Source organism: Mesorhizobium quangtriensis (genome assembly GCF_040081925.1).
Lineage (GTDB): Bacteria > Pseudomonadota > Alphaproteobacteria > Rhizobiales > Rhizobiaceae > Mesorhizobium_K > Mesorhizobium_K quangtriensis.
In genome coordinates this window covers 1,020,160-1,043,398 of record NZ_JBEBMF010000001.1, presented here as the reverse complement: position 1 = coordinate 1,043,398, position 23,239 = coordinate 1,020,160, and the positions used below count along the sequence as shown (strand labels likewise).

Below are 23,239 nucleotides of genomic sequence, written 5' to 3'. Positions count from 1 at the left end.
GGACGACAGATGCAGCAGGTGTTCGACGGCCATAACGACGTGCTGTTCCGCCTGTGGAACCATATGAAGCGCGGCACGGACCCGGTGGCCGAGTTCGTCGATGGTCCCAAGGGCCAGGGCTACGAGGGCTCGGGACGCGGCCACATCGACAAAATCCGCGCCACGGCCGGTGGTCTGATTGGTGGCCTGTGCGCCATCTACATCCCTTCCGGCCACCTCGATTTCGCGAAGCCCGACGCGCGCGGCCACTATGTCACGCCGCTGGCCGCGCCGCTGGAGCGGCAACCATCGCTCGATATCGCCCTGGACTTCATGGCTATCGCACTGCGCATCGAACGCGCCGGCGGCTGGCGCATCTGCCGGAGCAGCAAGGACATCGCGGCCGCGATGAAGGACGGCGTCTTCGCGGCCGTCCTTCACATGGAGGGTTGCGAGGCAATCGACGCTGAGCTTTCGGCGCTGGAGACATTCTATGCCGCCGGCCTCCGCTCGCTGGGGCCGGTCTGGAGCCGCAACAACATCTTTGGGCACGGCGTTCCCTTCGCCTATCCGATGGACCCCGACACCGGCCCCGGCCTGACCGAAGCGGGCAAGAGGCTGGTAAAGGAATGCAACCGGCTCGGCATCCTGATCGACCTGGCCCACATCACCGAAAAAGGCTTTTGGGACGTTGCGCAAATCTCAGACCAACCGCTGGTCGTCAGCCATTCCAACGCGCATGCGATCACGCCTGTCGCGCGCAACCTGACCGATCGACAGCTCGATGCGGTGCGCGAAAGCAAGGGACTTGTCGGGCTCAATTTCGCCGTGGGCATGCTGAGGGCTGACGGACAGGAGAACGCCGAGACCTCGATTCCCGAGATGATAAGGCATATTGACCATCTCGTTGGGAAACTCGGCGTGGACGGCGTCGCGCTCGGCTCCGATTTCGACGGGGCGACGATCCCTGCAGAGATCGGCGACGCGGCAGGTCTCCAGAAGCTCGTTGAAGGGTTGAGCGCCGCCGGATATGGTGACGAGGACCTGGCGAAGATTTGCCGCGAAAACTGGTTGAGGGTGCTGGCCGGCGCCTGGCATGAGGCGCCTCATCCTAGAGTGTGATTGCCTGTGCCGGCGGCTGCGCCATATCAAGCCGGGGGCAAAAACCTGCGGAGAGTTGCATGACAAAAGTCACATACGAAATTGTCGAGCATGACGGCGGCTGGGCCTACAAGGTCGGCGGGACCTTCTCGGAAACCTTCCCATCGCACGCGGATGCGCTTGCGGCGGCCAAAATCGCGGCCGGCGAGCAGCAGGTGGCTGGCAGGACCGAAGGAATCGAGTACGAAGATACCGCCGGAAGATGGCACGGAGAAGTCTCGCAGGGTGACGACCGTCCGGAGACGGAAATATCCGACGCGACGAAATCGGACTGAAAATCAGGAACGCACATGCATATTCTTGTCATCGGCGCGGCCGGCATGGTCGGGCGCAAGCTTGTCGAGGCGCTCGTCGCCCGGGGTGGAGTAAACGGAAAACCAATCGAGGGGCTGACGCTGGTCGATGTCGTGCAGCCGACGCAGCCTGCCGGCTTCACCGGCAAGGTGCGGCTCGTCGCGGCTGATCTTTCCGATGACGGCGTTGCGGCAGGTCTGATCGCAGACCGGCCGGACCTCATATTCCATCTGGCCGCCATCGTGTCGGGCGAGGCGGAAGCCGATTTCGAGAAAGGCTACAAGATCAACCTCGACGGCACCCGCGAGTTGCTGGAGGCGATCCGGCTGGAAGGCAAGAAGGCGCCCTACAAGCCGAAGCTGGTTTTCACGTCGTCCATCGCCGTCTTCGGCCAGCCGTTCCCCGAAAAGATCGGCGATACTTTCCACAACACGCCGTTGACCAGCTACGGTACGCAGAAGGCGATCGGCGAACTGTTGCTGGCGGACTATTCGCGGCGCGGCTTCCTCGACGGCGTGGGCATCCGTCTGCCGACGATCGTTGTTCGTCCGGGCAAGCCGAACAAAGCAGCGTCAGGCTTTTTCTCCAACATCCTGCGCGAGCCGCTTTCCGGCATCGAGGCCGTCCTGCCGGTGAGCGAGGATGTGCGGCACTGGTTCGCCAGCCCACGCGCGGCGGTTGGCTTCCTGCTGCACGCTGCGGAAATGGACACTGCCCCACTCGGCGCGCGGCGTTCGCTCACCATGCCCGGCCTGTCGGCAACCGTGGGCGAGGAAATCGAAGCCCTTCGCCGGATCGCCGGCGAGAAGGCGGTCAAGCTGATCCGCCGTGAGCCGGACGAGGCGATCGTCAAGATGGTCGCGGGATGGCCACAGAATTTCGACGCCGACCGCGCCACCGAATTCGGCTTCAAGGCCGAAAAATCCTTCGACGATATCATCCGCGCGCATGTCGAGGACGAACTGGGTGGCAGCGTCCCCGGCTGAGGGCGTTGGGTCGGTTCAGGCTCGAACTGGACGCGCCATCCTGAAATGAAAAGGCCTGCCGGCGTAATGCACCGGCAGGCTTTTTTTAAAGTATGCCGCGCCTCAGTGGTTGTCGCGCGGAACGCCGCTCGTTTGTGCGACGTGCTGGTATTTCACGGCCGGCTTCAGGACCATGCCCTTGTCGAACTGGTCGACGATGCCGCGCTGGATTTCCTGCCAAGGCGTCTGGTGCTTTGGATAGTGATAGCCGCCGTTGCCGTTGAGCGCAGTGCGGCGCGCGGCCAGCTCGTCGTCCGGGATCAGGATATTGGCGGTGCCCTTCTTGAGATCGATGCGGACACGATCACCTGTCCTGAGCAACGCGAGGCCGCCGCCTACGGCCGCCTCAGGCGAGGCATTGAGGATGGACGGCGATCCCGACGTGCCGGACTGGCGGCCGTCGCCGATGCAGGGCAGCGAATGGATGCCGCGCTTGAGCAGGTATGCCGGCGGCTGCATGTTCACGACCTCGGCACCGCCCGGATAGCCGATCGGACCGGCGCCGCGCATGAAGAGGATCGTGTGCTCGTCGATGCCCTCGGCGGGATCTTCGATGCGCGCATGATAGTCCTCGGGTCCGTCGAACACGGCGGCCTTGCCCTCGAACGCTTCCGGGTCGTTCGGGTTGGACAGATAGCGGTCGCGGAACTCCTCCGAGATCACGCTTGTCTTCATGATGGCGCTGTCGAAGAGGTTGCCCTTCAGGTTGATGAAGCCGGCCTCTTCCTTCAGCGGTGCGGAGACCGGGCGGATGACCTTCTCGTCGAGGTTCTCGACGCCGGCGCAGTTCTCGCCGATCGACTTGCCGTTAACGGTCTTGGCGCCTGGATGCGGCAGCAGGTCCGCCTTCATCAACTCGGCCACGACGGCGGGTACGCCGCCGGCATGGTGGTAATCCTCGCCGAGATATTCGCCGGCCGGCTGCAGGTTGACGATGAGCGGGACGTGGTGGCCGACCCTCTGCCAGTCGTCATTGTCGAGCGGAACGCCGAGGTGGCGGGCGACCGCGTTGAGATGGATCGGCGCGTTGGTCGAGCCTCCGATGGCAGAGTTGACGACGATCGCGTTCTCGAAGGCTTCGCGGGTCATGATGTCGGATGGCTTCAGATCCTCCTCGACCATCTCAACGATACGCTTGCCGGTCAGGTAGGATATCTGGCCGCGCTCGCGATAGGGCGCGGGAATGGCGGCCGAGCCGGGCAACTGCATTCCGAGTGCCTCGGCGAGGCTGTTCATCGTCGTCGCCGTGCCCATCGTGTTGCAATAGCCGACCGAAGGGGCCGACGACGCGACGACATCGAGGAAGCCTTCATAGTCGATCTCGCCGGCGGCAAGGAGCTCACGCGCCTTCCACACGACCGTCCCCGAACCGGTGCGCTCGCCACGATGCCAGCCGTTCAGCATCGGGCCGACCGACAGCGCGATTGCGGGGATGTTGACGGTGGCCGCCGCCATCAGCAGCGCCGGCGTGGTCTTGTCGCAGCCGATCGTCAGCACGACGCCGTCGAGGGGGTAGCCGTACAGGATCTCGACGAGCGACAGATAGGCGAGGTTACGGTCGAGGGACGCCGTTGGGCGCTTGCCCGTTTCCTGGATCGGATGCGTCGGGAATTCGAAGGCGATGCCGCCGGCCTCGCGGATGCCTTCGCGGACGCGCTTGGCAAGCTCAAGATGGTGGCGGTTGCAGGGCGACAGGTCGTTGCCGGTCTGCGCGATGCCGATCAGCGGCTTGCCGGACTGGAGTTCCTCACGAGTAAGGCCGTAGTTCAGGTAGCGCTCGAGGTAAAGCGCGGTCATGCCCGGATTGTCTGGATTGTTGAACCATTCCTGCGAACGGTATTTCTTCTTGGTCGTCGGGCCTGCCATGGAACTCTCCGGGTATGGGTCGAGCATCGATATTCCAACGCCGGAAAACCAGCAAGTAGCTTTTGTCTGACAAATTAAATTAATCGATGTTGCAACGCAAGATGTTACATGCCGGAAGCGCCCGGCAGCCTTGTATTTGCTGCATTCTCATAAACTGGCGTCAATGCTCCGGGGGGCTGGGCGAGACGCTCTACTCGAAGACGATGGTCGGCACGGCTGCGTCCGATCGGGGGCGTTCCTCACTGAGCCGCACGGCGACTTTCGCGGCGATATCACGGTAGACCCTAGCCTGCGGGCCATCGGGATCGGAAACCGTGACAGGCTGTCCGGAATCGGAGGTTTCGCGGATTTGCATCTCGAGCGGCACCTCTCCGAGGAAGGGCACGCCGAGCCGCTCAGCCTCCCTGCGTGCGCCGCCATGGCCGAAGATATCGTAGCGCTTGCCGGTGTCAGGCGCGACGAAATAGCTCATGTTCTCGACGATGCCGAGCAGCGGCACATCAACCTTCCTGAACATGTTGAGCCCCTTGCGCGCATCGATCAGCGCAAGATCCTGCGGGGTGGAGACGATGACCGCGCCGGCCAGCGGCACCTGCTGCGCCATGGTGAGCTGCGCGTCGCCGGTGCCCGGTGGCATGTCGACGACAAGCACGTCCAGTTCTCCCCATTCGACCTCGCGCAGCATCTGGGCCAGGGCGGACACGACCATGGGGCCGCGCCAGATCATCGGCGTCTCCTCTTCGACCAGGAAGCCCATGGACATGACCTTCAGCCCGTAGTTCTCCATGGGTTTCAGGATCTTGCCGTCGACAGTCTGCGGCTTGCCGCGAATGCCGAGCAGGCGGGGAATGGAGGGACCATAGATGTCGGCGTCGAGCAGGCCGACGCGAAGTCCGTTGGCCAGCAAGCCAAGCGCGAGGTTAACGGCCGTGGTGGACTTGCCGACGCCGCCCTTGCCGGACGCAACCGCGATGATCGCGGCAATGCCGGGTACGCCGCGCCTGCCTGATGTCTGCGACGGGGCTGCGGGCGCTGGACGAACTGGCGGGCGGGCGGCGGGCTGTGCCGGCCTCGGGGCTGCGGGTTGCGGACGCGGAGCCACCGGCGCCTCCATGCCGCCGCCCTTCTTCTCCGCAGTCAGCGCTACCATCGCGCCCGCGACGCCCGGAATTGCCTTGACCACACGCTCGGCGGCGGCCCTCAGCGGCTCCATCTCCTGCGCCCGGGCTGCCGGAACCGTGATCGAGAAGAACACCTTGCTGTCTGCGATGAAGATGTCCGATACGAGGCCGAGTTCAACGATATTGCCTGTAAAATCCGGCCCGTTGACGGTCTTGAGACGGTCGAGGACGGCTTCTTTGGTAATAGTTCCTGTGTCGGCGGGCATAACTGGCGGCTTTCCGGTTGGCTGGGCCTCAGATAGTCGCTTTTGCTGTCCAGACCAAGCCCGGGCAGACCAATCCTAAGCGTCGATCCACCGTCAGGCGAACAGGCCCGTCACCCAGAAAACGACGGCCGCTATGACGGCCGTGGCCGGCATGGTGATGACCCAAGCGATGACGATCGAGCCGGCGATGCCCCAGCGCACGGCTGAGACGCGGCGCGCGGCGCCGACGCCGACGATCGCGCCGGTGATGGTGTGGGTCGTGGAGACCGGAATGCCCATCCAGGTCGCTGCAAAAAGCGTGATCGCGCCGCCGGTCTCGGCGCAGAAGCCCTGCATGGGGTTCAGCCGCGTGATCTTCGAGCCCATCGTGTGGACGATGCGCCAGCCGCCGAACAGCGTGCCGAAGGCCAGCATGGCCTGACAGGTGATGACGACCCAGAACGGAACGTAGAACTCGTCGCCGAGCATGCCCTGCGAATAGAGGAGAACGGCGATGATGCCCATCGTCTTCTGGGCGTCATTGCCGCCATGTCCCAAGGAATAGAGCGAGGCGGAAATGAACTGCATGACGCGGAACTTGCTGTCGACCGCGAAGGGCGTCTGTCTGACGAATATCCACGACACCAGAAGGACGAGCAGCAGTGCGAGGATGAAGCCGGTCAGCGGCGAAAGCACGATGGCCGCCACGGTCTTGAGGAGGCCGGTCCAGACGATCGCCACGCTGCCTGCCTTCGCGACCGCGCCCCCGACCAGACCGCCGATCAGGGCGTGCGAGCTGGAGGACGGGATGCCGTAGTGCCAGGTAATGATGTTCCACGAGATCGCGCCGATGAGCGCTGAAAACACCACCTGCGGCGTCACGATGTTGGCATCGACGATACCGCGTCCGATCGTCTCGGCGACGTGAAGGCCGAAGAACATGAAGGCGATAAAATTGAAGAAGGCGGCCCAGAAGACGGCATATTGCGGTCGCAGCACGCGAGTCGAAACGATGGTGGCAATGGAGTTGGCCGCATCGTGCAGGCCATTCAGGAAGTCAAAGAACAGCGCGACCCCGATCAGGCCGACCAGAAGCGGAAAGGCGAGCGTTGCGTCCATCGATCAGACGTTCTCGATGACGATGCCGCTGATCTCGTTGGCCACATCCTCGAAGCGGTCGACGACCTTTTCGAGCTGGCCATAGAGTTCATTGCCGATGATCCAGGCCATGGCGTCGGTGCGGCCGTGGGTCTGGAAGAGTTCCTTGAGGCCGGCGTCGTGAAGCTGGTCGGAATGCTCTTCGACCTTGGTGATTTCCTCCGCGATCGCACCCAGCCGGACAACGTTTGCACCGACTTTCTCAAGCAGCGGAACGGCCTCGGCCGTCAGTCGCGCCGCCTCCACGACCACGGCTCCCATCTCACGCATGCGCGGCGCGAACTCCGTCTGCTCGAACAACCTGACGGTCTTGACCACCTTGTGCATCATGTCGATGGCGTCATCCATCGATTCAATCAGGTCCTTAATGTCGCCGCGATCGAACGGCGTGATGAAGCTCTTGCGCACCGCAATCATCACCTGGCGGGTGACCTCGTCGGCCTCTTCCTCGAGATCGACGATCTTCTGGCAGTGCTGCTCTATATTCGCGCCGCCGGCGAGCAGCCTTTCGAGCGCCTCCGCACCGGCCACCAGAATGCGGGACTGCTTCTCGAACAGGTCGAAAAACTTGTCCTCGCGGGGGAGCAGAGCGCGAAACCAGCCCAGCATTGGGAGAATCCTTAGCCGACGATATTTCCCGCCAAATAGCGCGCCGCAATGGTTTGGGAAACTGTCTGGAACGGAAATACCCCGGATTCCGAAGGGTATGGCGAAGAAAGCGGTGGACGTTTAGCTTCCTGCCATGATCGACAAGCTCGAGTTCTTCATCATCCTTGCCCGCGAAGAGCATTTCGGACGTGCCGCCGAACAGCTCGGCATTACGCAGCCGACGCTCTCGGCCGCGATCAAGCAGCTCGAGGAACAGCTCGGCGTGATGCTGGTCAAGCGCGGCTCGCGCTTCCAAGGGCTGACGCCTGAGGGCGAGCAGGTGCTGGTGTGGGCACGCCGCATCACCGGCGACGCCCGTACCATGAAGGAGGAGATGCGCGCGGCGCGGCACGGCCTTTCCGGCCATATCCGCATCGCCGCGATCCCCACCGCGCTTGCCATGATCCCGCGGCTGACCACGCCGTTTCGCGACAAACACCCCGGCGTGACCTTCTCGATCCTGTCGCGGACCTCGATCGAAGTGCTGTCTATGCTCGGCAATTTCGATGTCGATGCCGGCATCACCTATCTCGACAACGAGCCGCTGGGCCGCGTGACTAGCGTGCCGCTCTACTCGGAGCGCTACCAGCTCATCACGGCGGCCGGGAACGAATATTCCGAGCAGAAGAGCGTGACCTGGGCCGAAGTCAGCCGGCTGCCGCTCTGCCTGCTGACGCCCAACATGCAGAACCGGCGTATCATCGACCAGCATCTGGCCGAGGCCGGCGTGGTGGCGCGGCCGACGCTGGAATCCAACTCCATGATCGTGCTCTTTTCCCATATCCGCACCGGGAAATGGTCGTCGATCATGCCGCTCAACCTCGCGGAAACATTTGGTTTCGCCGAGCCTGTCCGCGCCATCCCGATTGTCGAACCGGACGCCAGTCACACGGTCGGACTGGTGGCAGCACCGCGCGAGCCGCAGACGCCACTGGTTGCGGCGCTGCTGGACGAGGCGACGACGCTGGCGGACGAGTTCAGGCGCGGCGCCTGAGCTTAGGCTGCTTTCGACAGTCTCTTAATAGAAAAAATCTATCAAGCGACGAAACCGCTTTATTGAATTTGCGCTATTCGTCTGCTTTCATAACGAAATAGCGATCAAGACGCTTTATAGGGAGGGCGCTGCGACCATGCAGCCCGCAGGTACCGAAATCGCATCGCGCACGAGCGCGGTCATCAACGAATTTGCCGGCCTCGAAGGTCCCCTGCTGCCCATACTGCACGGGCTGCAGGAGGAATTCGGCTTTGTGCCGGACGAGTCTCTGCCCGTCATCGCCAAGGCGCTGAACATCTCCAACGCCGAAGTGCACGGCGTCGTCACCTTCTACCACGACTATCGCCGTCACCCGGCCGGCCGGCATGTGCTGAAAATCTGTCAGGCTGAAGCCTGCCAGTCGATGGGCAGCGACGCGATCGCGGCGCGCATTCAGCAACTGCTCGGCATCGGGTTCCACGAGACGGCCAAGGACGGCTCGGTTACGCTGGAGCCGATCTACTGCCTCGGCCTCTGCGCCTGCGCGCCGGCTGCCATGCTGGATGGCGAGGTGATCGGACGGCTGGACGCAGAAAAGCTGGAAGAGATCGCCGCGGAGGTGCGGCTGTGAGCGTCACCCTCTACATCCCCGACGATTCCGGCGCGCTGGCGCTTGGCGCGGAGAAGGTCGCGAAGGCGATCGAGAATGAAATCGCCGCGCGCGGCATCGATGCGAAGATCGTGCGCAACGGCTCGCGCGGGATGTACTGGCTGGAGCCGATGGTCGAGGTCGAGACCCCGCAAGGCCGCGTCGCCTACGGGCCGGTGACGGCCAACGACGTGCCCTCGCTGTTCGACGCCGGGCTGGTTTCGGGCGGGTCGCACAAGCTCTCCCTCGGCAAGACAGATGACATTCCCTTCCTAGCGAAGCAGACCCGCCTGACTTTCGCGCGCGTCGGCATTATCGACCCCCTGTCGCTGGACGACTACAAGGCGCATGGCGGCCTGAGGGGGCTGGAGAAGGCCGTGGCGACAGTGCCCGCCGAGATCGTGAAGACAGTCACCGATTCCGGCCTGCGCGGTCGTGGGGGCGCCGGTTTCCCGACCGGCATCAAATGGAACACGGTGATGCTGGCCGTCGCCGACCGCAAATACATCCTCTGCAATGCCGACGAGGGCGACAGCGGCACGTTTGCCGACCGCATGATTATGGAGGGCGACCCCTTCGTGCTGATTGAGGGCATGGCGATCGCGGGCATCGCCACCGGCGCGACGAAAGGCTTCGTCTATATACGCTCCGAATATCCGCATGCCATCGCGACCATGACGCGCGCTGTCGAGATCGCACGCAAGCGCGGCGTGCTCGGCGTCAACGTGCTGGGTTCGCCCAACGCCTTCGACATCGAGATCCGCTCCGGCGCCGGCGCCTATGTCTGCGGCGAGGAAACGTCGCTGATGAATTCGCTCGAGGGAAAGCGCGGCATCGTGCGCGCCAAGCCGCCACTGCCGGCCATCCAGGGCCTGTTTGGCAAGCCGACAGTGATCAATAACGTGATCTCGCTGGCCTCCGTGCCGATCATCATGGACCGCGGCGCGGCGTTCTACAAAGATTTTGGCATGGGCCGCTCGCGCGGCACGATTCCGATCCAGATCGCCGGCAACGTCAAGCATGGCGGGCTGTTCGAGGCGGCTTTCGGCCTGACACTCGGCGAGATCGTCGACGACATCGGCGGTGGCACCGCGACGGGCCGGCCGGTGAAGGCCGTGCAGGTGGGCGGGCCGCTCGGGGCCTATTTCTCACGTGCCCTGTTCGACACGCCGTTCGACTACGAGGCTTTCGCGGCCAAGGACGGGCTGGTCGGACACGCGGGCATCGTAGTGTTCGACGACACCGCCGACATGCTGAAGCAGGCGCGCTTCGCGATGGAATTCTGCGCCATCGAGAGCTGCGGCAAGTGCACGCCCTGCCGCATCGGCTCGACGCGCGGCGTCGAGACGATCGACAAGATCGCGGCCGGCATCGAGTCCGAGAAGAACCTCGAGCTCGTGACCGACCTCTGCAACACGATGAAGTTCGGCTCGCTCTGCGCGCTGGGCGGCTTCACGCCCTACCCGGTGATGAGCTCGATCAACCACTTCCCCGATGATTTCAAGCCGCGTGCTTTAGCCGAGGCAGCGGAATGATGCGAATTGCCGGAAGAGAGTTCAGCTTCGTGATCGGCAGCGATGTCGACAGGGATGGAATGTATTACGAAGTAAGCGAGTCAAAGGCCGGGTCGAAAACTGTGGTGGCGGAAGTCTTCTATTCCGATAAAGACCGCCGCATGACTTTTACAGCCTTTTTGCCGGACTTGCCCTTCGAGGTAATTGAACATTTGGCTGAACAAGCGCGTGATCGTCTCACTCCCGTTCAGCGCAAAATTCAGGTCGTAGAATCTACTACCAAAAACGATTCGAATTAGGATCCTCATCATGGGCCTCATCCACGAAATCGACTACGGCACGCCGGCTTCCAAGTCGGAGAAGATGGTGACGCTCACCGTCGACGGCTTCGAGGTATCCGTGCCCGAGGGCACGTCGATCATGCGCGCGTCGATGGACGCCGGCATCGAGATCCCGAAGCTTTGCGCGACCGATATGGTGGATGCGTTCGGCTCCTGCCGGCTTTGCCTCGTCGAGATCGAGGGGCGCACGGGTACGCCTTCCTCCTGCACAACGCCGGTGGCGCCGGGCATGGTAGTGCACACACAGACCGGCCGGCTGAAGCAGTTGCGCAAGGGCGTGATGGAGCTCTACATCTCCGACCATCCGCTCGACTGCCTGACCTGTGCGGCGAATGGCGACTGCGAACTGCAGACGCAGGCCGGCGCGGTCGGCCTGCGCGACGTTCGTTACGGCTATGAAGGCGACAACCATGTTTTCGCCAAGACCCGCAACGCGCTGTCCGAAAGCACCGCCAACGCGCGGTGGATGCCGAAGGACGAGTCGAACCCGTACTTCACCTATGATCCGTCGAAGTGCATCGTCTGCTCGCGCTGCGTGCGCGCCTGCGAGGAAGTGCAGGGCACGTTCGCGCTGACCATCGAGGGCCGTGGCTTCGGCTCGCGCGTGTCGCCTGGCATGCACCAGCCCTTCCTCGATTCGGAATGCGTGTCGTGCGGCGCCTGCGTGCAGGCATGCCCCACGGCGACGCTGACCGAGAAGAGCGTGATCGAGATCGGCCAGCCCGAGCATTCCAAGGTGACGACCTGCGCCTATTGCGGTGTCGGCTGCTCGTTCAAGGCCGAGATGCGCGGCGAGGAACTCGTGCGCATGGTGCCGTGGAAGGACGGCAAGGCCAATCGTGGCCACTCCTGCGTCAAGGGTCGCTTCGCCTATGGCTACGCCACGCACAAGGAGCGCATCCTCAACCCGATGATCCGCGAAACGATCGACCAGCCATGGCGCGAGGTTTCGTGGGACGAGGCCTACAAGCATGTTGCCTCCGAATTCCGCCGTATCCAGTATCAGTATGGCCGGGCCTCCATCGGCGGCATCACTTCGTCACGTTGCACCAACGAAGAAACATACCTCGTCCAGAAGCTGGTCCGCGCCGGCTTCGGCAACAACAACGTCGATACCTGCGCGCGCGTCTGCCACTCGCCGACCGGCTACGGCCTCGGCCAGGCGTTCGGCACCTCGGCCGGCACGCAGGACTTCGATTCGGTCGAGGACAGCGACGTCATCATGGTGATCGGCGCGAACCCTTCGGCCGCGCATCCTGTGTTTGCGTCGCGCATGAAGAAGCGCATCCGCAAGGGCGCAAAGCTGATCGTGCTCGACCCACGCGTCACCGAAACGGTGGATTCGGTGCATGCGAAGGCCGACTGGCACCTGCCGCTCAAGCCCGGCACGAACGTCGCGGTCGTCACGTCGCTTGCACATGTCATCGTGACCGAGGGCCTGTTCGACGAGCAGTTCATCCGCGAGCGCTGCGAATGGGACGAATTCCAGGACTATGCCGAATTCGTCTCGGAAGCGCGCAACAGCCCGGAAGAAGTCGAGAAGCTATCTGGAGTTCCGGCCGACCTGATCCGCGGCGCTGCACGGCTTTATGCGACCGGCGGCAACGGCGCGATCTATTACGGCCTCGGCGTCACCGAGCACAGCCAGGGTTCGACGACCGTCATGGCGATCGCCAACCTCGCCATGCTCACCGGCAATATCGGCCGGCGCGGTGTCGGCGTGAACCCGCTGCGCGGCCAGAACAACGTGCAGGGTTCGTGCGACATGGGCTCTTTCCCACACGAACTGCCCGGCTACCGCCATATCTCAGGCGATGCCGTGCGCGACATCTATGAGAGCCTGTGGGGCGTGAAGCTAGACAATGAACCGGGCCTGCGCATCCCCAACATGCTGGACGCCGCCGTCGAGGGCACGTTCAAGGGCATCTACATCCAGGGCGAGGACATCCTGCAGTCCGACCCCGACACGAAGCATGTCTCGGCCGGCCTTGCGGCGATGGAATGCGTCGTCGTGCAGGACCTGTTCCTCAACGAGACGGCGAACTACGCGCATGTCTTCCTGCCGGGCTCGACCTTCCTCGAGAAGGACGGCACCTTCACCAACGCCGAGCGCCGCATCAACCGTGTGCGCAAGGTGATGAGCCCGAAAAACGGCTATGCCGATTGGGAAGTGACCCAGTTGCTCGCGCAGGCGATGGGGCTGGACTGGAATTATACGCATCCGTCGCAGATCATGGACGAGATCGCCAGGACGACGCCGTCCTTCGCCCTCGTTTCCTACGACTATCTGGAGAAGATGGGCTCGGTGCAGTGGCCCTGCAACGAGAAGGCGCCAAAAGGCACGCCGATCATGCATGTCGAAGGTTTCGTGCGCGGCAAGGGCAAGTTCATCCGCACCGAATATGTCGCGACCGACGAGAGGACCGGCCCGCGCTTCCCGCTGCTGCTGACCACCGGCCGCATCCTCAGCCAATACAATGTCGGTGCGCAGACGCGGCGCACCGCGAACGTCATGTGGCACGACGAGGACCGGCTCGAGATCCATCCGCACGACGCCGAGCAGCGCGGCATCCGCGACGGCGACTGGGTGAAGCTGGCGAGCCGCGCCGGCGAGACGACGCTGCGCGCGCAGATAACGGACCGGGTGGCCCCGGGCGTGATCTACACGACCTTCCACCACCCTGACACGCAGGCCAACGTCATCACCACGGACTATTCCGACTGGGCGACCAACTGCCCCGAATACAAGGTGACCGCCGTGCAGGTGTCGCCGTCGAACGGCCCGAGCGAATGGCAGCGTGAGTATGACGAGCTGGCCAAGCGCAGCCGGCGGATCGAGGGACACCTCGAGGCGGCTGAGTAGGGCATAGCGCGATGCGCCTGCGCCCTCCCCTTTCCCAGACGATGCGGCTTGCGCGGCGGGCGGCCGGCACCGCGACGAGCAACCGCACGGTGCCGGAGGAAACGCCGGTGGCGTTTTCCTTCGCCGGGACGACGCATGCGGTGATGATGGCCTCGCCTGCGGATTTCGAGGATTTCGCGCTCGGCTTCTCGCTGACCGAGGGCATCATCGACCAGCCCGAGGAGATCGAGGCGATCGAGGTCGAGGACCATGGAGCGGGCGTCGATATCCAGATCCGGTTGAGGGACCAGGCGAACGATCGTTTCCAGGCGCGCCGTCGCAGGCTGGCGGGGCCGGTCGGTTGCGGGCTCTGCGGCATTGAGTCGATCGAGGAGGCGATGCGCTCGGTGGACAGCGTTTCGCGTGACGCGATCACGCTTTCGGCCGCAGACATCGTGCAATCTGTGAAGCTGCTCTCAAAGGTACAGCCTATGCATGCCGAGACGGGCGCGGTGCATGCCGCCGGCTTCTATGTGCCGGGCAAAGGCATCGTGCAGGCGCGCGAGGATGTCGGGCGTCACAATGCGCTCGACAAGCTCGCAGGCGCACTATCCCGCAAGGGCATCGACGGCTCCGACGGTGCGGTGGTGGTGACCAGCCGCGTCTCGGTGGAGATGGTGCAGAAGACGGCGGCGATCGGCGCATCATTCATCATCGCGGTATCGGCGCCAACGGCGCTGGCGATCCGCACGGCGGACGAGGCCGGTATGACATTGGTCGCGCTGGTCCGCGGCGAGGATTTCGACGTGTTCACACACCCCGAACGCGTGACAGACGGAGCAACGCGCGATGTCGCCTAACCAAACCGATCAAGATGAAACGCACATCGATCAGGGTATTGCCAAGATCGTCCGCATGGCCAACCAGATTGGCACCTTCTTTGAATCGAAGCAGGACCGCGCCGAGGGTGTGCACGGCATCGCCGAGCATATCAACAAGTTCTGGGAACCGCGCATGCGCCGCCACTTCTTCGAGGTGTTCGACGCCGGCGGCGACGGGTTCAAACCGATCGTGATGGAAGCCGCCGCCCAGATCCGGCGGCCGAGCCAACCGATCTCGCCGGAGCATGTGGCCGAGGCCAACGCAGACGTGAGCGGCTGACGAGCACTTACAGAGCCCGTCACCCCGCGCTCACGCGGAGCGCATTGGCTTCAGCGCAACGGCCCAGCGCAGCAGTTCATCGAGCATCGTTTTTGCGCCCGTTTCGGCCTGCTCACCCGGTCGAAAAGTGCCGTCATCCTTGAGGTGCTGTGCGAAGGCGGGAATCGCGACGCTTTCGGGAATCGGCATGATCTTCAGCGTGGTCAGCAGAAGCTTCTCGGATTGCTGCGCGCGCAGGCCGCCCGATACCCCGCCGTAGCTCACGAGGCCGGCCGGCTTGTAGGCCCACTCCCGCGCCAGATACGTCAGCGCGTTCACAAAGGCAGGCGGCGCGAAGTAATTGTACTCCGGCGTGACGAAAGCGAAAGCATCCGCAGAGGCGACGCTCTGCGACCAGCGCTTCGTATGGGCATGTTCGTACTGATGCAGGCGCGGGTGCTTCGGCTCGTCATAGACCGGCAGTTCGAAATCGGCGAGGTCGACAAGGACCGCGTTGAAGCCGGCATGTTTGACGGCCTGGCCGTGGAACCAGTCAGCGATCTTCGGGCCCAGACGGCCGGGCCTTGTGCTGCAGATGATGACGTTGAGACGAAGGGCCAAGGCAAAGCTCCTGCTGCCGGTGTGAGACAACCCTCACTTAGCGCGGCCATGTCGCACTGCAACAGGGCTGCGCCGCACAGGCGAGCGAAACAAGGCGACGGATCGTCGCCTCCGGGTGAACGAGGCTTTGTCCTACGCTCTGGACGCCTTCTTCCAATGGTCCTTGATGTGCGTGAAGCCGTCGCGATAGACCGCCTCGGGGCTTTCGGCAAAATCGCGCCAGACCTTGGTGGCGGCGGCAAGGTCCTTCAGGCCGCGCCCGAAAGCCTCGATGGTCAGCCAGTCGTCGTAGCCGCTCTTTTTGATCGCCGCAAAGGTCTTCTTCCACGGAATGTTGCCGCGACCGGGCACGCCACGATCGTTTTCCGAGATGTGGATGTGGCAGATGTTGCGGACATGATCCGTGTACGCCGCGATCGGATCCTGCTCTTCGATATTGGCGTGGAAGGTGTCGTACATCGCCTTGATGTGCGGACGATCGATGGCGTCGATGTGCTCCGACAGGTCGGCCATGGTGTTGAGAAGGTAGCACTCGAAGCGGTTCAAGGCTTCCAGCCCGATGGTGACGTCACGCTTTCCCGCGTGGTCGCCGATGGCGCGCTGCGAGGCAACCGAGTGCTTCTTCTCAACAGGCGTCGGCCCGACTCCCGTGAACGCGCCGAGCGTCGAGTGCATCGGGCCGGACAGGCGCTTTGCGCCGAGAGCGGCGGCGCAATCGATCGCCCATTTCATGTAGGCGATGCCCTTCTTCCGCGTCGCGCTGTCCGCGGAGATCAGGTTCATCGACGGGTCGCCCATGGCGCTGACGGCCGTGCGCTCCAAACCTATCCTGTCCAACATATCGCCGAGGCGGGCGTAGTCGTCAGGCGTGCCCTCGAAGATCGGAATCTCGACACCGTCATAGCCGGTCGACTTGATGTCCTGGAGCAGACGCCTGTGTTTTCCCGTAACGTTGGTCGTCCACAGCAACATGCAGAAACCGATTTTCATGACACCCTCCCGCCGATCCGACCCCTCTTCCCGGCCTGATCTTGCGCGGCAATCTAGCCGGGAAAATCTGGTCGGACCAGATGGTCTCGGCCAGAATTATTGCAGGATCAGATCGGAGGCTTTCTCGGCGACCATGATCGTGGCCGCGTTGGTGTTGGAGGAGACCACGCGCGGCATGACCGACGAGTCGCAGACGCGCAGGCCCTCGATGCCGCGCAGCCGAAGATCGGGACCCACAACCGCATCCTCACCCACTCCCATGCGGCAGGTGCCGACGGGATGATAGGCAGAGCGCGCATATTGACGCGCCAGCTTCTCCAGTTCGCGCCGGCCGACGACACCCCTGCCCGGCAGATGTTCGCGCGCGATCATGCGAGACAGTGCGGGCTGGGCAAGGATTTCGCGGCTGATCTCGATGCCGTCGATGATGCGCTCGACATCGTAGCGCTCGGCCAGAGCGTTCGGGTCGATCAGCGGCGCGTCCGCGAAGTTCGATGAGCGCAGCGTGACGGAGCCGCGCGAGCGCGGCCGCACGTGATACGAGTTGAGCGTGCAGCCGTTGCCCGAGGGAACGCTGCCGATGCCCTCCTCGACGCCGGCGCCCGGCAGGAAATGGAATTGTATGTCGGGGGTCTTTTCGGAGCGGTCGCCCCACCAGAATCCGCCGGCCTCCACGATGTTGGAGGCGACCGGCCCCTTGCCGAAGAGAACGTATTCGAGGCCGGCCATCGCCTGCCAGCGCTTCTTCTTGTAGCGGTCGATGCCATACGATCCGGAAAGCTCGGCGATGACGTCGAAATTGATGTGGTCGTGCAGGTTCTGGCCGACACCTGGGAGGTCGTGGACTGGCTTGACGCCGACTTGCGCGAGATGGTCGGCAGGGCCGATGCCCGAGAGCATGAGCAGCTTCGGCGAACCGATCGCGCCGGCGGTGACGATCACCTCACGATCGGCCCGGATGATTTCCGTGCCCGCGCCTGACGCGACCTCGACACCGACAGCGCGGCCCTTTTCCAACACGACACGCAGCACTGTGACGTCGGTGCGCAGAGTGAGGTTCGGGCGCGATAGCGCCGGGCGCAGATAGCCTACGACGGTGGAGCAACGTTTCCCGCCGCGCGTAAAGGTCTGGTAGAAGCCGACGCCTTCCTGCTCGCCAGCATTGAAGTCGGCGCGGAACGGCAGGCCGGCCTGCTGGGCGGCACGAACGAAGGCGCGCGTCAGCGGGTGCGGCGAACCGCTGGAAATGCCTTGCGGCCCGTCAATGCCGTGATGCGGGCCAGCGAAGGTGTCGTTGCCTTCGGAGCGTCGGAAATAGGGCAGCACGTCAGCATAGGACCAGCCGTCGCAGCCTTCCTCCTTGGCCCAGTCGTCATAATCCTGCGGGCAGCCGCGCGTGAAGACCTGTGCGTTGATCGAGGAGCCGCCGCCGAGCACGCGGGCCTGTGGATAAACGATGGTGCGGCCTTCGATCTCGCGCCCGGGCACGGTGTCGTAGCCCCAGATCAGCGGGCCTGCGGTCATCTTGAAGAAGCCGACCGGCCAATGGATGTAGCGGTCGGTGTCCTGTGGCCCCGCTTCCAGCAATAGCACGGAGACATCGGCCTTTTCGGACAGACGTGCGGCAAGAACACAGCCGGCCGCGCCGCCGCCAACGATGATGTAGTCCGGCATTCTTCCTCCTGGCGACTCCGGTATGCCACCGGACTCATAGGCGCTCGTCAGCAACCCGCAAAGAATTTTCCCTCGATCTTGCCTAAGGTCAAGAGAAAGGGTACGGTTATAGTCTTGAAGGGTTGTCGTACAAGTGCGGAGGACCGTACGCAACCGGCTGCACTGAAGACGCGGCACAGAGGAGGCGACGCCACGGTAAATCCGGCTCTCGCAATCGAATAGCAGACATCAATCTCATCCACTCGGGAGGAACCAAGGATGGACGACAGGAATTCGTTTTATAGACTGGGCAAGGTCAACCGCCGCACGCTGATGATGGGTGCAGCGGCAGGCGCCGCCACGCTCGCCATGCCTGCCGTGCTGCGCGCACAGGCCGCGCCGACGCTGGTGACGTCGATTCGCTCGCTGTCGAACCCCTATCACGCCGTCTGGAAGCAGGGCGCGGAAGCCTTCGCCAAGTCGGTCGGCCTCGAGCATGTCACGCTGGTCTCCGAAGGTAACAGCGAGAAGGGCATCGCCGACATCAAGGCGATGCTTGCCAAGACCGGCGGCAACATGGTGCTGAACTCCGACCCGAACGACACGCCGGACGCGCGTCCGATCGTGGAGGCCACGGTGGGCGCAGGCGCCTTCGTGGTGACGCAGTGGAACAAGCCGGCCGACCTGCATCCGAAGGACTTCACGCCGAACTACGTCTCCCACATCGAGTTCGACGGCATCGCCTCGGGCAAGCAGATCGCGGAAATCCTGTTCAAGGCGATCGGCGGCTCGGGCGGCATCGTCGCTCTCGGCGGCATGATCTCGACCACGGCCGCCATCGAGCGCAAGAAGGGTCTCGACGAGGCGCTGGCCGCCAACCCGAACATCAAGCTGCTCGACTTCCAGGTTGCGAACTGGAAATCGACGGAAGCCTTCGACCTGACATCGAACCTGCTCACCCGCTTCGGCGACGAGATCAAGGGCATCTGGGCGGCCAATGACGACATGGGCGTCGGCGCTCTGGAAGCGCTGCGCGCCGAGGGGCTGGCCGGCAAGGTTCCGATCGTCGGCGTCGACGGCATCAAGTCGGCGGTCGATGCGGTGCGCGCCGGCGAGTTTGCCGCAACCGTCACCTCCGATCCGTTCTGGCAGGGCGGCATGGGCCTTGCGATCCCGCTGGCGGCCAAGACCGGCAAGATCGACGTGGCGACGCTGCCGCCGGAGAACCGCGAGTTCTACGGCACGGCCGTGCTGATCGCGCAGGACAATGTCGAGGAGTACTACAAGAACAACATCGACTCGCAGCCAGTGATCGACTGGACCGATCTCTGGGGCCGCGTCACCGGGCCGATCCGGACCTGAGTTGAAGGCCGCGGGGCGTCCTCACGCCCTGCATCCTCCCAGGGACGCGCGCTCTGACCCCCGGGCGCGCGTCCACCTTTCGATACATACCAATCGAAGAGCAGCTTCTTGACAGTCCAGAGCGAACCCTTGAAATCCGTCTCCGAGATGGAGCGGACGAAACCAGCAACCTCTTCCGCGGGTCGGGTGGCCGCACTTTTTGGCGGTCCACGCTGGCGGGCCTATGCGCCGCTCGCCGTGCTGATCGCGCTCTGCATCATCATCACCATCGCCAATCCCAATTTCATTGAACCGCGCAACCTGATCCGAGTCGCGAATTCGGCGGCGGTTCCGCTGACGCTGGCGCTGGGGCTGACCTTCGTCATCCTGCTCGGGTCGATCGATCTTTCTATCGAAGGCGCGGTGTCCGTCGCCGCGATGGTTCTCGTGCTACTGGCCATGAACGACAGCAACGGCAACAATTATGGCTGGTTCGCGGTGGTTGCCGCGATCGCCGCCGCCACGCTGATGGGCTTTCTTAACGGGCTGGTGCAGACCGTCCTGCGCATCCCCTCCTTCATGACGACGCTCGGCATGTGGTTCATCGGGCTGGGCTTTGCCGTCTACATGCTGGGCGGCTCGGCGATCCGGCTGACGGACGATTCCATCCGGTCGCTGGCGCTGACCCGTTTTCTCGGCCTGCCGCTTGCCGTGTGGGTTGCGACCGGCGCCTTCATCCTCGCGCTGGTCATCCAGTCGCACACGCGACTCGGACGCCACATCATGGCCGTCGGGGGCGGCGAGGACGTCGCAGAACTCTCCGGCATCAACCTGAGGCGGGTGCGCATCGCGACCTTCGCGCTCGCCGGTTTCTTCTTCGGCGTGGCTGGCGTGCTGGCAGCCGCGCAGCTCGGCCAATCCAACGCGACCATCGGCGATGGACGCTTGTTCGCGGCCGTGACGGCGGTTGTGGTCGGCGGCACCGCGCTGACGGGCGGCGAAGGCGGCGTGTGGAACACGCTGGTCGGTGTGCTGATCGTGACCGTACTCGCCAACGGCATGATCCTGCTCGGCATCTCGCCCTACATCCAGCAGACGGTGCAGGGGCTGATGATCATCGCTGCCGTCGCGCTGTCGCTCGACCGCGTCAACCTCAAGATCATCAAGTGACCGCCATGCTCCAGGCCAGCGCAGTCACCAAAAGTTTTCCGGGCGTCAAGGCGCTCAAGGACATCAACATCGAGGTCCGCCCCAACGAGGTGGTCGGGCTGATCGGCGAGAACGGCGCGGGCAAGTCGACGCTGATGCGCGTGCTCGCCGGTACGCTGCGCCACGACAGCGGGTCGCTGACGCTCGACGGGGAGGAACTGAAGCTGCGCAACGCACGTGACGCGGCACGGCATGGCATTGGCATGGTCTTCCAGGAGCAGTCGCTGCTGCTCAACATGTCGGTTGCCGAGAACATCTATCTCGGGCAGGAAGACCGCTTCATCCGCTTCGGCATCGTCAACTGGAAGGCGATGAACGCGGCGGCGCGACGGCAGCTGGCCAAGATCGGCGTCGACATCGACGTGACGGCGCGCACCTCCGAGCTTTCCTTCGCCGCGCGCCAGATGGTGGAACTCGCCAAGGCGCTGACCCTGGAGGAAAGCGTGGACCGGCCGCTCGTCATCCTGCTCGACGAGCCGACCTCCGTGCTGACCGCCGCCGACATCGAGGTTCTGTTCGAACGCGTGCGGGCGTTGAAGTCCCGCGCGAGCTTCGTTTTCGTCTCGCACCGGCTGGACGAGGTGCTGGCCATCTCCGACCGCGTCTACACGATGAAGGACGGCGAAGTTGTGGCCGAGCACAGGGCGTCCGAGGTCAGCGCGCCCGAACTGCACAAGGTCATGGTCGGGCGCGGACTGCAGGCCGAGTATTACCGCGAGACCCGGCAGGGCGAGCCGCGCAGCGAGGTGATGGTCGAGGCGAAAGGCTTGGGCCTTGCCGGCGCCTATCACAGCATCGACCTGACGATCCACGCCGGCGAGATCGTCGGTATCGCCGGCGTGGTCGGCTCGGGCCGCGAGGAACTCGTGCGCACCATTGGTGGCTACATGCCACAGACCGAGGGCACGCTGGAGATCGCGGGCGAACCGGTGCGGTTTTCCTCGCCGGAGCAGGCGGTGAAGAAGAGCATCGGCTCGGTGCCGCGCGAGCGCCGCATCGAGGGGCTGGTCATGTTCCTGTCCATCGCGGAGAACATCACGCTGGCCGACCTGAAGAGCGTGATGCGCCACGGCGCAATCAATTATCGGATGGAGCGCGAACTCGCCTCCGACTGGATCAAGCGGCTGCGCATCAAGGCGACAGGGCCGGACGTTGCCTGCCGCAAGCTTTCGGGCGGCAACCAGCAGAAGGTCGTGCTGGCGCGCTGGATGACGGCGGGATCGCGCATCCTCATCCTCGACCATCCGACGCGCGGACTGGACGTCGGCGCTAAGGAGGAGGTCTACGACCTGATCCGCGATCTCTCCGAACAGGGCGTGGCGATCCTTCTCATCTCCGACACGCTGGAGGAAACAATCGGCCTGTCGCACCGGGTGCTGGTGATGCGCGACGGCGAGATCACCGCCCGCTACGAAGCAAAACCGGGCGCGAAGCCCGACCAGGTGGATCTTGTGAAAGCGATGGTGTGATGGACGGGCCGTACTCGCTCAAGAATTTTCTCGAACGCGGCTGGATCCACGGCGCGATCCCGCCTGCCCTTCTGGTCGGCCTCGTCATCCTTATCGAACTGGCCGCGCCCGGGTTCCTGTCTGGCGAGACGCTGAGCCTGCTGTTCGCCAACACGGCGGTGCTTTTCATCCTGGCCACGGGCGTGACCTTCGTCATCCTGCTCGGCGGCATCGACCTGTCCATCCAGGCGGTGGCTTCACTGGCAAGCGTCGTGCTGGCGCAACTGCTGCCGAGCTACGGACTGCTGGCGTTTCCGATCGCCATCGCGACAGGCTTCGCCTTCGGCCTGCTCAGCGGCGTCGTGCATGTGCGGCTGAAGGTGCCGTCCTTCGTGGCGACGCTGGCCACCGCCGGCATCGTGACCGGCATGGCGCTGTGGATATCCGACGGCCGCGCCATCACCATCGAGGAAGGCGGCCGCGCCAACACGATGTGGATCAACGGCACGCTTCTGGGCATACCGGTTGTCGTGTTGCTGGCGGCGGCGGTCGGGCTCGCGAGCTTCCTTGGGCTGCGTTACACACGCTTCGGCAGGCAGAGCCTTGCCGTCGGCGCGGGCGAGCCCGCGGCATGGGCGGCCGGCATCAATGTCGACCGCACCAAGATCACCGCCTTCGCCATCTCAGGCATGCTGGCGGCGATTGCCGGCGTCATCCTGGCATCACGCCTCTCCAGCGGCTCGCCGAGCCTTGCAAACCAGCTTCTGTTACCGGCGATCGCGGCCGTCATCGTCGGGGGCACGGCAATCACAGGCGGGCTCGGCGGCGTGGCGCGAACGGCGGTCGGCGCGCTTATCATCTCGCTGGTGCGGATCGGCATGACCTTCGTCGGCGTGAACATCTTCGCCGAGAACATCGTGTTCGGAGCGGTGCTGATCATCGCTGTCGCGATCACCATCGACCGCTCGAAGATCCCGGTGATCAAGTGAGCTATTCTGCCGCCAGAAACGGAAAGGGGCGC

21 protein-coding genes are annotated in these 23,239 nt (G+C 64.0%); 14 read left to right on the top strand and 7 right to left on the bottom strand.

All coding sequences use genetic code 11. The features are described from left to right. The first annotated feature begins 9 nt into the window (after positions 1–9). From ABMA32_RS05165 to denD, 3 genes are read left to right on the top strand one after another with little or no spacing between them, the layout of a single operon-like run. Positions 10–1,101, top strand: coding sequence for a dipeptidase (locus ABMA32_RS05165; RefSeq protein WP_349012650.1), 1,092 nt, complete (start codon positions 10–12; stop codon positions 1,099–1,101). Between the two features lie 59 nt (positions 1,102–1,160). Continuing rightward, positions 1,161–1,415, top strand: coding sequence for a DUF2188 domain-containing protein (locus ABMA32_RS05160; RefSeq protein ID WP_349012649.1), 255 nt, complete (start codon positions 1,161–1,163; stop codon positions 1,413–1,415). A gap of 15 nt (positions 1,416–1,430) precedes the next feature. Further along, positions 1,431–2,420 (top strand): D-erythronate dehydrogenase, encoded by a 990-nt coding sequence (gene denD, locus ABMA32_RS05155; protein ID WP_349012648.1) that lies wholly within the window; start codon positions 1,431–1,433, stop codon positions 2,418–2,420. 102 nt (positions 2,421–2,522) lie between these two features. On the opposite strand, the gene ABMA32_RS05150 is transcribed toward denD, so the two are convergent. The 4 genes from ABMA32_RS05150 to ABMA32_RS05135 form a co-directional block, all read right to left on the bottom strand. Further along, on the bottom strand, positions 2,523–4,325 hold the full coding sequence (locus tag ABMA32_RS05150; RefSeq protein ID WP_349012647.1) for an IlvD/Edd family dehydratase: 1,803 nt from the start codon (positions 4,323–4,325) through the stop codon (positions 2,523–2,525). A gap of 190 nt (positions 4,326–4,515) precedes the next feature. Continuing rightward, positions 4,516–5,712 carry an Mrp/NBP35 family ATP-binding protein gene (locus tag ABMA32_RS05145; protein WP_349012646.1) on the bottom strand — a complete coding sequence of 399 codons (1,197 nt, stop codon included), beginning with the start codon at positions 5,710–5,712 and terminating at the stop codon, positions 4,516–4,518. A gap of 93 nt (positions 5,713–5,805) precedes the next feature. Further along, complete coding sequence (locus ABMA32_RS05140; RefSeq protein ID WP_349012645.1) at positions 5,806–6,810, bottom strand: inorganic phosphate transporter; 1,005 nt, start codon at positions 6,808–6,810, stop codon at positions 5,806–5,808. A 3-nt stretch (positions 6,811–6,813) separates the two neighbouring features. Then, positions 6,814–7,458, bottom strand: coding sequence for a DUF47 domain-containing protein (locus tag ABMA32_RS05135; RefSeq protein ID WP_349012644.1), 645 nt, complete (start codon positions 7,456–7,458; stop codon positions 6,814–6,816). A gap of 133 nt (positions 7,459–7,591) precedes the next feature. Here ABMA32_RS05135 and ABMA32_RS05130 point away from each other — a divergent pair, with 133 nt between their 5' ends. From ABMA32_RS05130 to ABMA32_RS05100, 7 genes are all read left to right on the top strand, one after another. Further along, positions 7,592–8,491 (top strand): LysR family transcriptional regulator, encoded by a 900-nt coding sequence (locus tag ABMA32_RS05130; protein WP_349012643.1) that lies wholly within the window; start codon positions 7,592–7,594, stop codon positions 8,489–8,491. Between the two features lie 136 nt (positions 8,492–8,627). Next, on the top strand, positions 8,628–9,101 hold the full coding sequence (locus ABMA32_RS05125) for a formate dehydrogenase subunit gamma (RefSeq protein ID WP_349012642.1): 474 nt from the start codon (positions 8,628–8,630) through the stop codon (positions 9,099–9,101). After that, complete coding sequence (locus ABMA32_RS05120; protein WP_349012641.1) at positions 9,098–10,654, top strand: formate dehydrogenase beta subunit; 1,557 nt, start codon at positions 9,098–9,100, stop codon at positions 10,652–10,654. The genes ABMA32_RS05125 and ABMA32_RS05120 overlap by 4 nt, the downstream gene beginning before the upstream one ends. Then, positions 10,651–10,932, top strand: a complete 282-nt coding sequence (locus ABMA32_RS05115; protein ID WP_349012640.1) for a hypothetical protein — start codon at positions 10,651–10,653, stop codon at positions 10,930–10,932. Before ABMA32_RS05120 ends, ABMA32_RS05115 begins: the two co-directional genes overlap by 4 nt. Positions 10,933–10,942: 10 nt before the next feature. Further along, positions 10,943–13,837 (top strand): formate dehydrogenase subunit alpha, encoded by a 2,895-nt coding sequence (gene fdhF / locus ABMA32_RS05110; RefSeq protein ID WP_349012639.1) that lies wholly within the window; start codon positions 10,943–10,945, stop codon positions 13,835–13,837. Positions 13,838–13,848: 11 nt separating this feature from the next. Next, positions 13,849–14,676 (top strand): formate dehydrogenase accessory sulfurtransferase FdhD, encoded by an 828-nt coding sequence (fdhD, locus tag ABMA32_RS05105; protein ID WP_349012638.1) that lies wholly within the window; start codon positions 13,849–13,851, stop codon positions 14,674–14,676. A 55-nt stretch (positions 14,677–14,731) separates the two neighbouring features. Further along, the gene (locus tag ABMA32_RS05100; RefSeq protein ID WP_425475468.1) at positions 14,732–14,977 is read left to right on the top strand and encodes a formate dehydrogenase subunit delta; all 246 of its coding nucleotides are present in this window, start codon (positions 14,732–14,734) and stop codon (positions 14,975–14,977) included. 30 nt (positions 14,978–15,007) lie between these two features. Here ABMA32_RS05100 and ABMA32_RS05095 read toward each other — a convergent pair whose 3' ends face one another. The 3 genes from ABMA32_RS05095 to ABMA32_RS05085 form a co-directional block, all read right to left on the bottom strand. Further along, positions 15,008–15,577, bottom strand: coding sequence for an NADPH-dependent FMN reductase (locus ABMA32_RS05095; RefSeq protein WP_349012636.1), 570 nt, complete (start codon positions 15,575–15,577; stop codon positions 15,008–15,010). Between the two features lie 132 nt (positions 15,578–15,709). Then, complete coding sequence (locus ABMA32_RS05090) at positions 15,710–16,567, bottom strand: sugar phosphate isomerase/epimerase family protein (protein ID WP_349012635.1); 858 nt, start codon at positions 16,565–16,567, stop codon at positions 15,710–15,712. A gap of 96 nt (positions 16,568–16,663) precedes the next feature. Then, positions 16,664–18,241, bottom strand: coding sequence for a GMC family oxidoreductase (locus ABMA32_RS05085; protein WP_349012634.1), 1,578 nt, complete (start codon positions 18,239–18,241; stop codon positions 16,664–16,666). A gap of 258 nt (positions 18,242–18,499) precedes the next feature. Between ABMA32_RS05085 and ABMA32_RS05080 the strand changes: the two genes are divergently transcribed. The 4 genes from ABMA32_RS05080 to ABMA32_RS05065 all read left to right on the top strand — a co-directional run bounded on the left by ABMA32_RS05080 (position 18,500) and on the right by ABMA32_RS05065 (position 23,207). Further along, a complete protein-coding gene (locus ABMA32_RS05080) occupies positions 18,500–19,582 on the top strand; it encodes a sugar ABC transporter substrate-binding protein (RefSeq protein WP_349012633.1) in 1,083 nt (360 codons plus the stop codon). A gap of 129 nt (positions 19,583–19,711) precedes the next feature. Beyond that, on the top strand, positions 19,712–20,731 hold the full coding sequence (locus tag ABMA32_RS05075; protein WP_349012632.1) for an ABC transporter permease: 1,020 nt from the start codon (positions 19,712–19,714) through the stop codon (positions 20,729–20,731). Positions 20,732–20,736: 5 nt separating this feature from the next. Next, entirely contained in the window at positions 20,737–22,239 is a 1,503-nt protein-coding gene (locus tag ABMA32_RS05070; RefSeq protein WP_349013329.1) for a sugar ABC transporter ATP-binding protein, read from the top strand. Further along, positions 22,239–23,207: an ABC transporter permease gene (locus ABMA32_RS05065; protein WP_349012631.1), complete on the top strand. Its 969-nt coding sequence runs from the start codon at positions 22,239–22,241 to the stop codon at positions 23,205–23,207. The genes ABMA32_RS05070 and ABMA32_RS05065 overlap by 1 nt, the downstream gene beginning before the upstream one ends. Positions 23,208–23,239: the final 32 nt, after the last annotated feature.

What these genes read in the sequence shown, in the direction of transcription:
- ABMA32_RS05100 (WP_425475468.1), top strand. Translation starts at nt 14,732, where the DNA reads ATGGCCAACCAGATTGGCACCTTCTTTGAATCGAAGCAGGACCGCGCC.
- fdhF (WP_349012639.1), top strand. Translation starts at nt 10,943, where the DNA reads ATGGGCCTCATCCACGAAATCGACTACGGCACGCCGGCTTCCAAGTCG.
- denD (WP_349012648.1), top strand. Translation starts at nt 1,431, where the DNA reads ATGCATATTCTTGTCATCGGCGCGGCCGGCATGGTCGGGCGCAAGCTT.
- ABMA32_RS05165 (WP_349012650.1), top strand. Translation starts at nt 10, where the DNA reads ATGCAGCAGGTGTTCGACGGCCATAACGACGTGCTGTTCCGCCTGTGG.
- ABMA32_RS05115 (WP_349012640.1), top strand. Translation starts at nt 10,651, where the DNA reads ATGATGCGAATTGCCGGAAGAGAGTTCAGCTTCGTGATCGGCAGCGAT.
- ABMA32_RS05145 (WP_349012646.1), bottom strand. Translation starts at nt 5,712, where the DNA reads ATGCCCGCCGACACAGGAACTATTACCAAAGAAGCCGTCCTCGACCGT.
- ABMA32_RS05135 (WP_349012644.1), bottom strand. Translation starts at nt 7,458, where the DNA reads ATGCTGGGCTGGTTTCGCGCTCTGCTCCCCCGCGAGGACAAGTTTTTC.
- ABMA32_RS05150 (WP_349012647.1), bottom strand. Translation starts at nt 4,325, where the DNA reads ATGGCAGGCCCGACGACCAAGAAGAAATACCGTTCGCAGGAATGGTTC.
- ABMA32_RS05140 (WP_349012645.1), bottom strand. Translation starts at nt 6,810, where the DNA reads ATGGACGCAACGCTCGCCTTTCCGCTTCTGGTCGGCCTGATCGGGGTC.
- ABMA32_RS05125 (WP_349012642.1), top strand. Translation starts at nt 8,628, where the DNA reads ATGCAGCCCGCAGGTACCGAAATCGCATCGCGCACGAGCGCGGTCATC.
- ABMA32_RS05085 (WP_349012634.1), bottom strand. Translation starts at nt 18,241, where the DNA reads ATGCCGGACTACATCATCGTTGGCGGCGGCGCGGCCGGCTGTGTTCTT.
- ABMA32_RS05070 (WP_349013329.1), top strand. Translation starts at nt 20,737, where the DNA reads ATGCTCCAGGCCAGCGCAGTCACCAAAAGTTTTCCGGGCGTCAAGGCG.
- ABMA32_RS05160 (WP_349012649.1), top strand. Translation starts at nt 1,161, where the DNA reads ATGACAAAAGTCACATACGAAATTGTCGAGCATGACGGCGGCTGGGCC.
- ABMA32_RS05065 (WP_349012631.1), top strand. Translation starts at nt 22,239, where the DNA reads ATGGACGGGCCGTACTCGCTCAAGAATTTTCTCGAACGCGGCTGGATC.
- ABMA32_RS05130 (WP_349012643.1), top strand. Translation starts at nt 7,592, where the DNA reads ATGATCGACAAGCTCGAGTTCTTCATCATCCTTGCCCGCGAAGAGCAT.
- fdhD (WP_349012638.1), top strand. Translation starts at nt 13,849, where the DNA reads ATGCGCCTGCGCCCTCCCCTTTCCCAGACGATGCGGCTTGCGCGGCGG.
- ABMA32_RS05080 (WP_349012633.1), top strand. Translation starts at nt 18,500, where the DNA reads ATGGACGACAGGAATTCGTTTTATAGACTGGGCAAGGTCAACCGCCGC.
- ABMA32_RS05090 (WP_349012635.1), bottom strand. Translation starts at nt 16,567, where the DNA reads ATGAAAATCGGTTTCTGCATGTTGCTGTGGACGACCAACGTTACGGGA.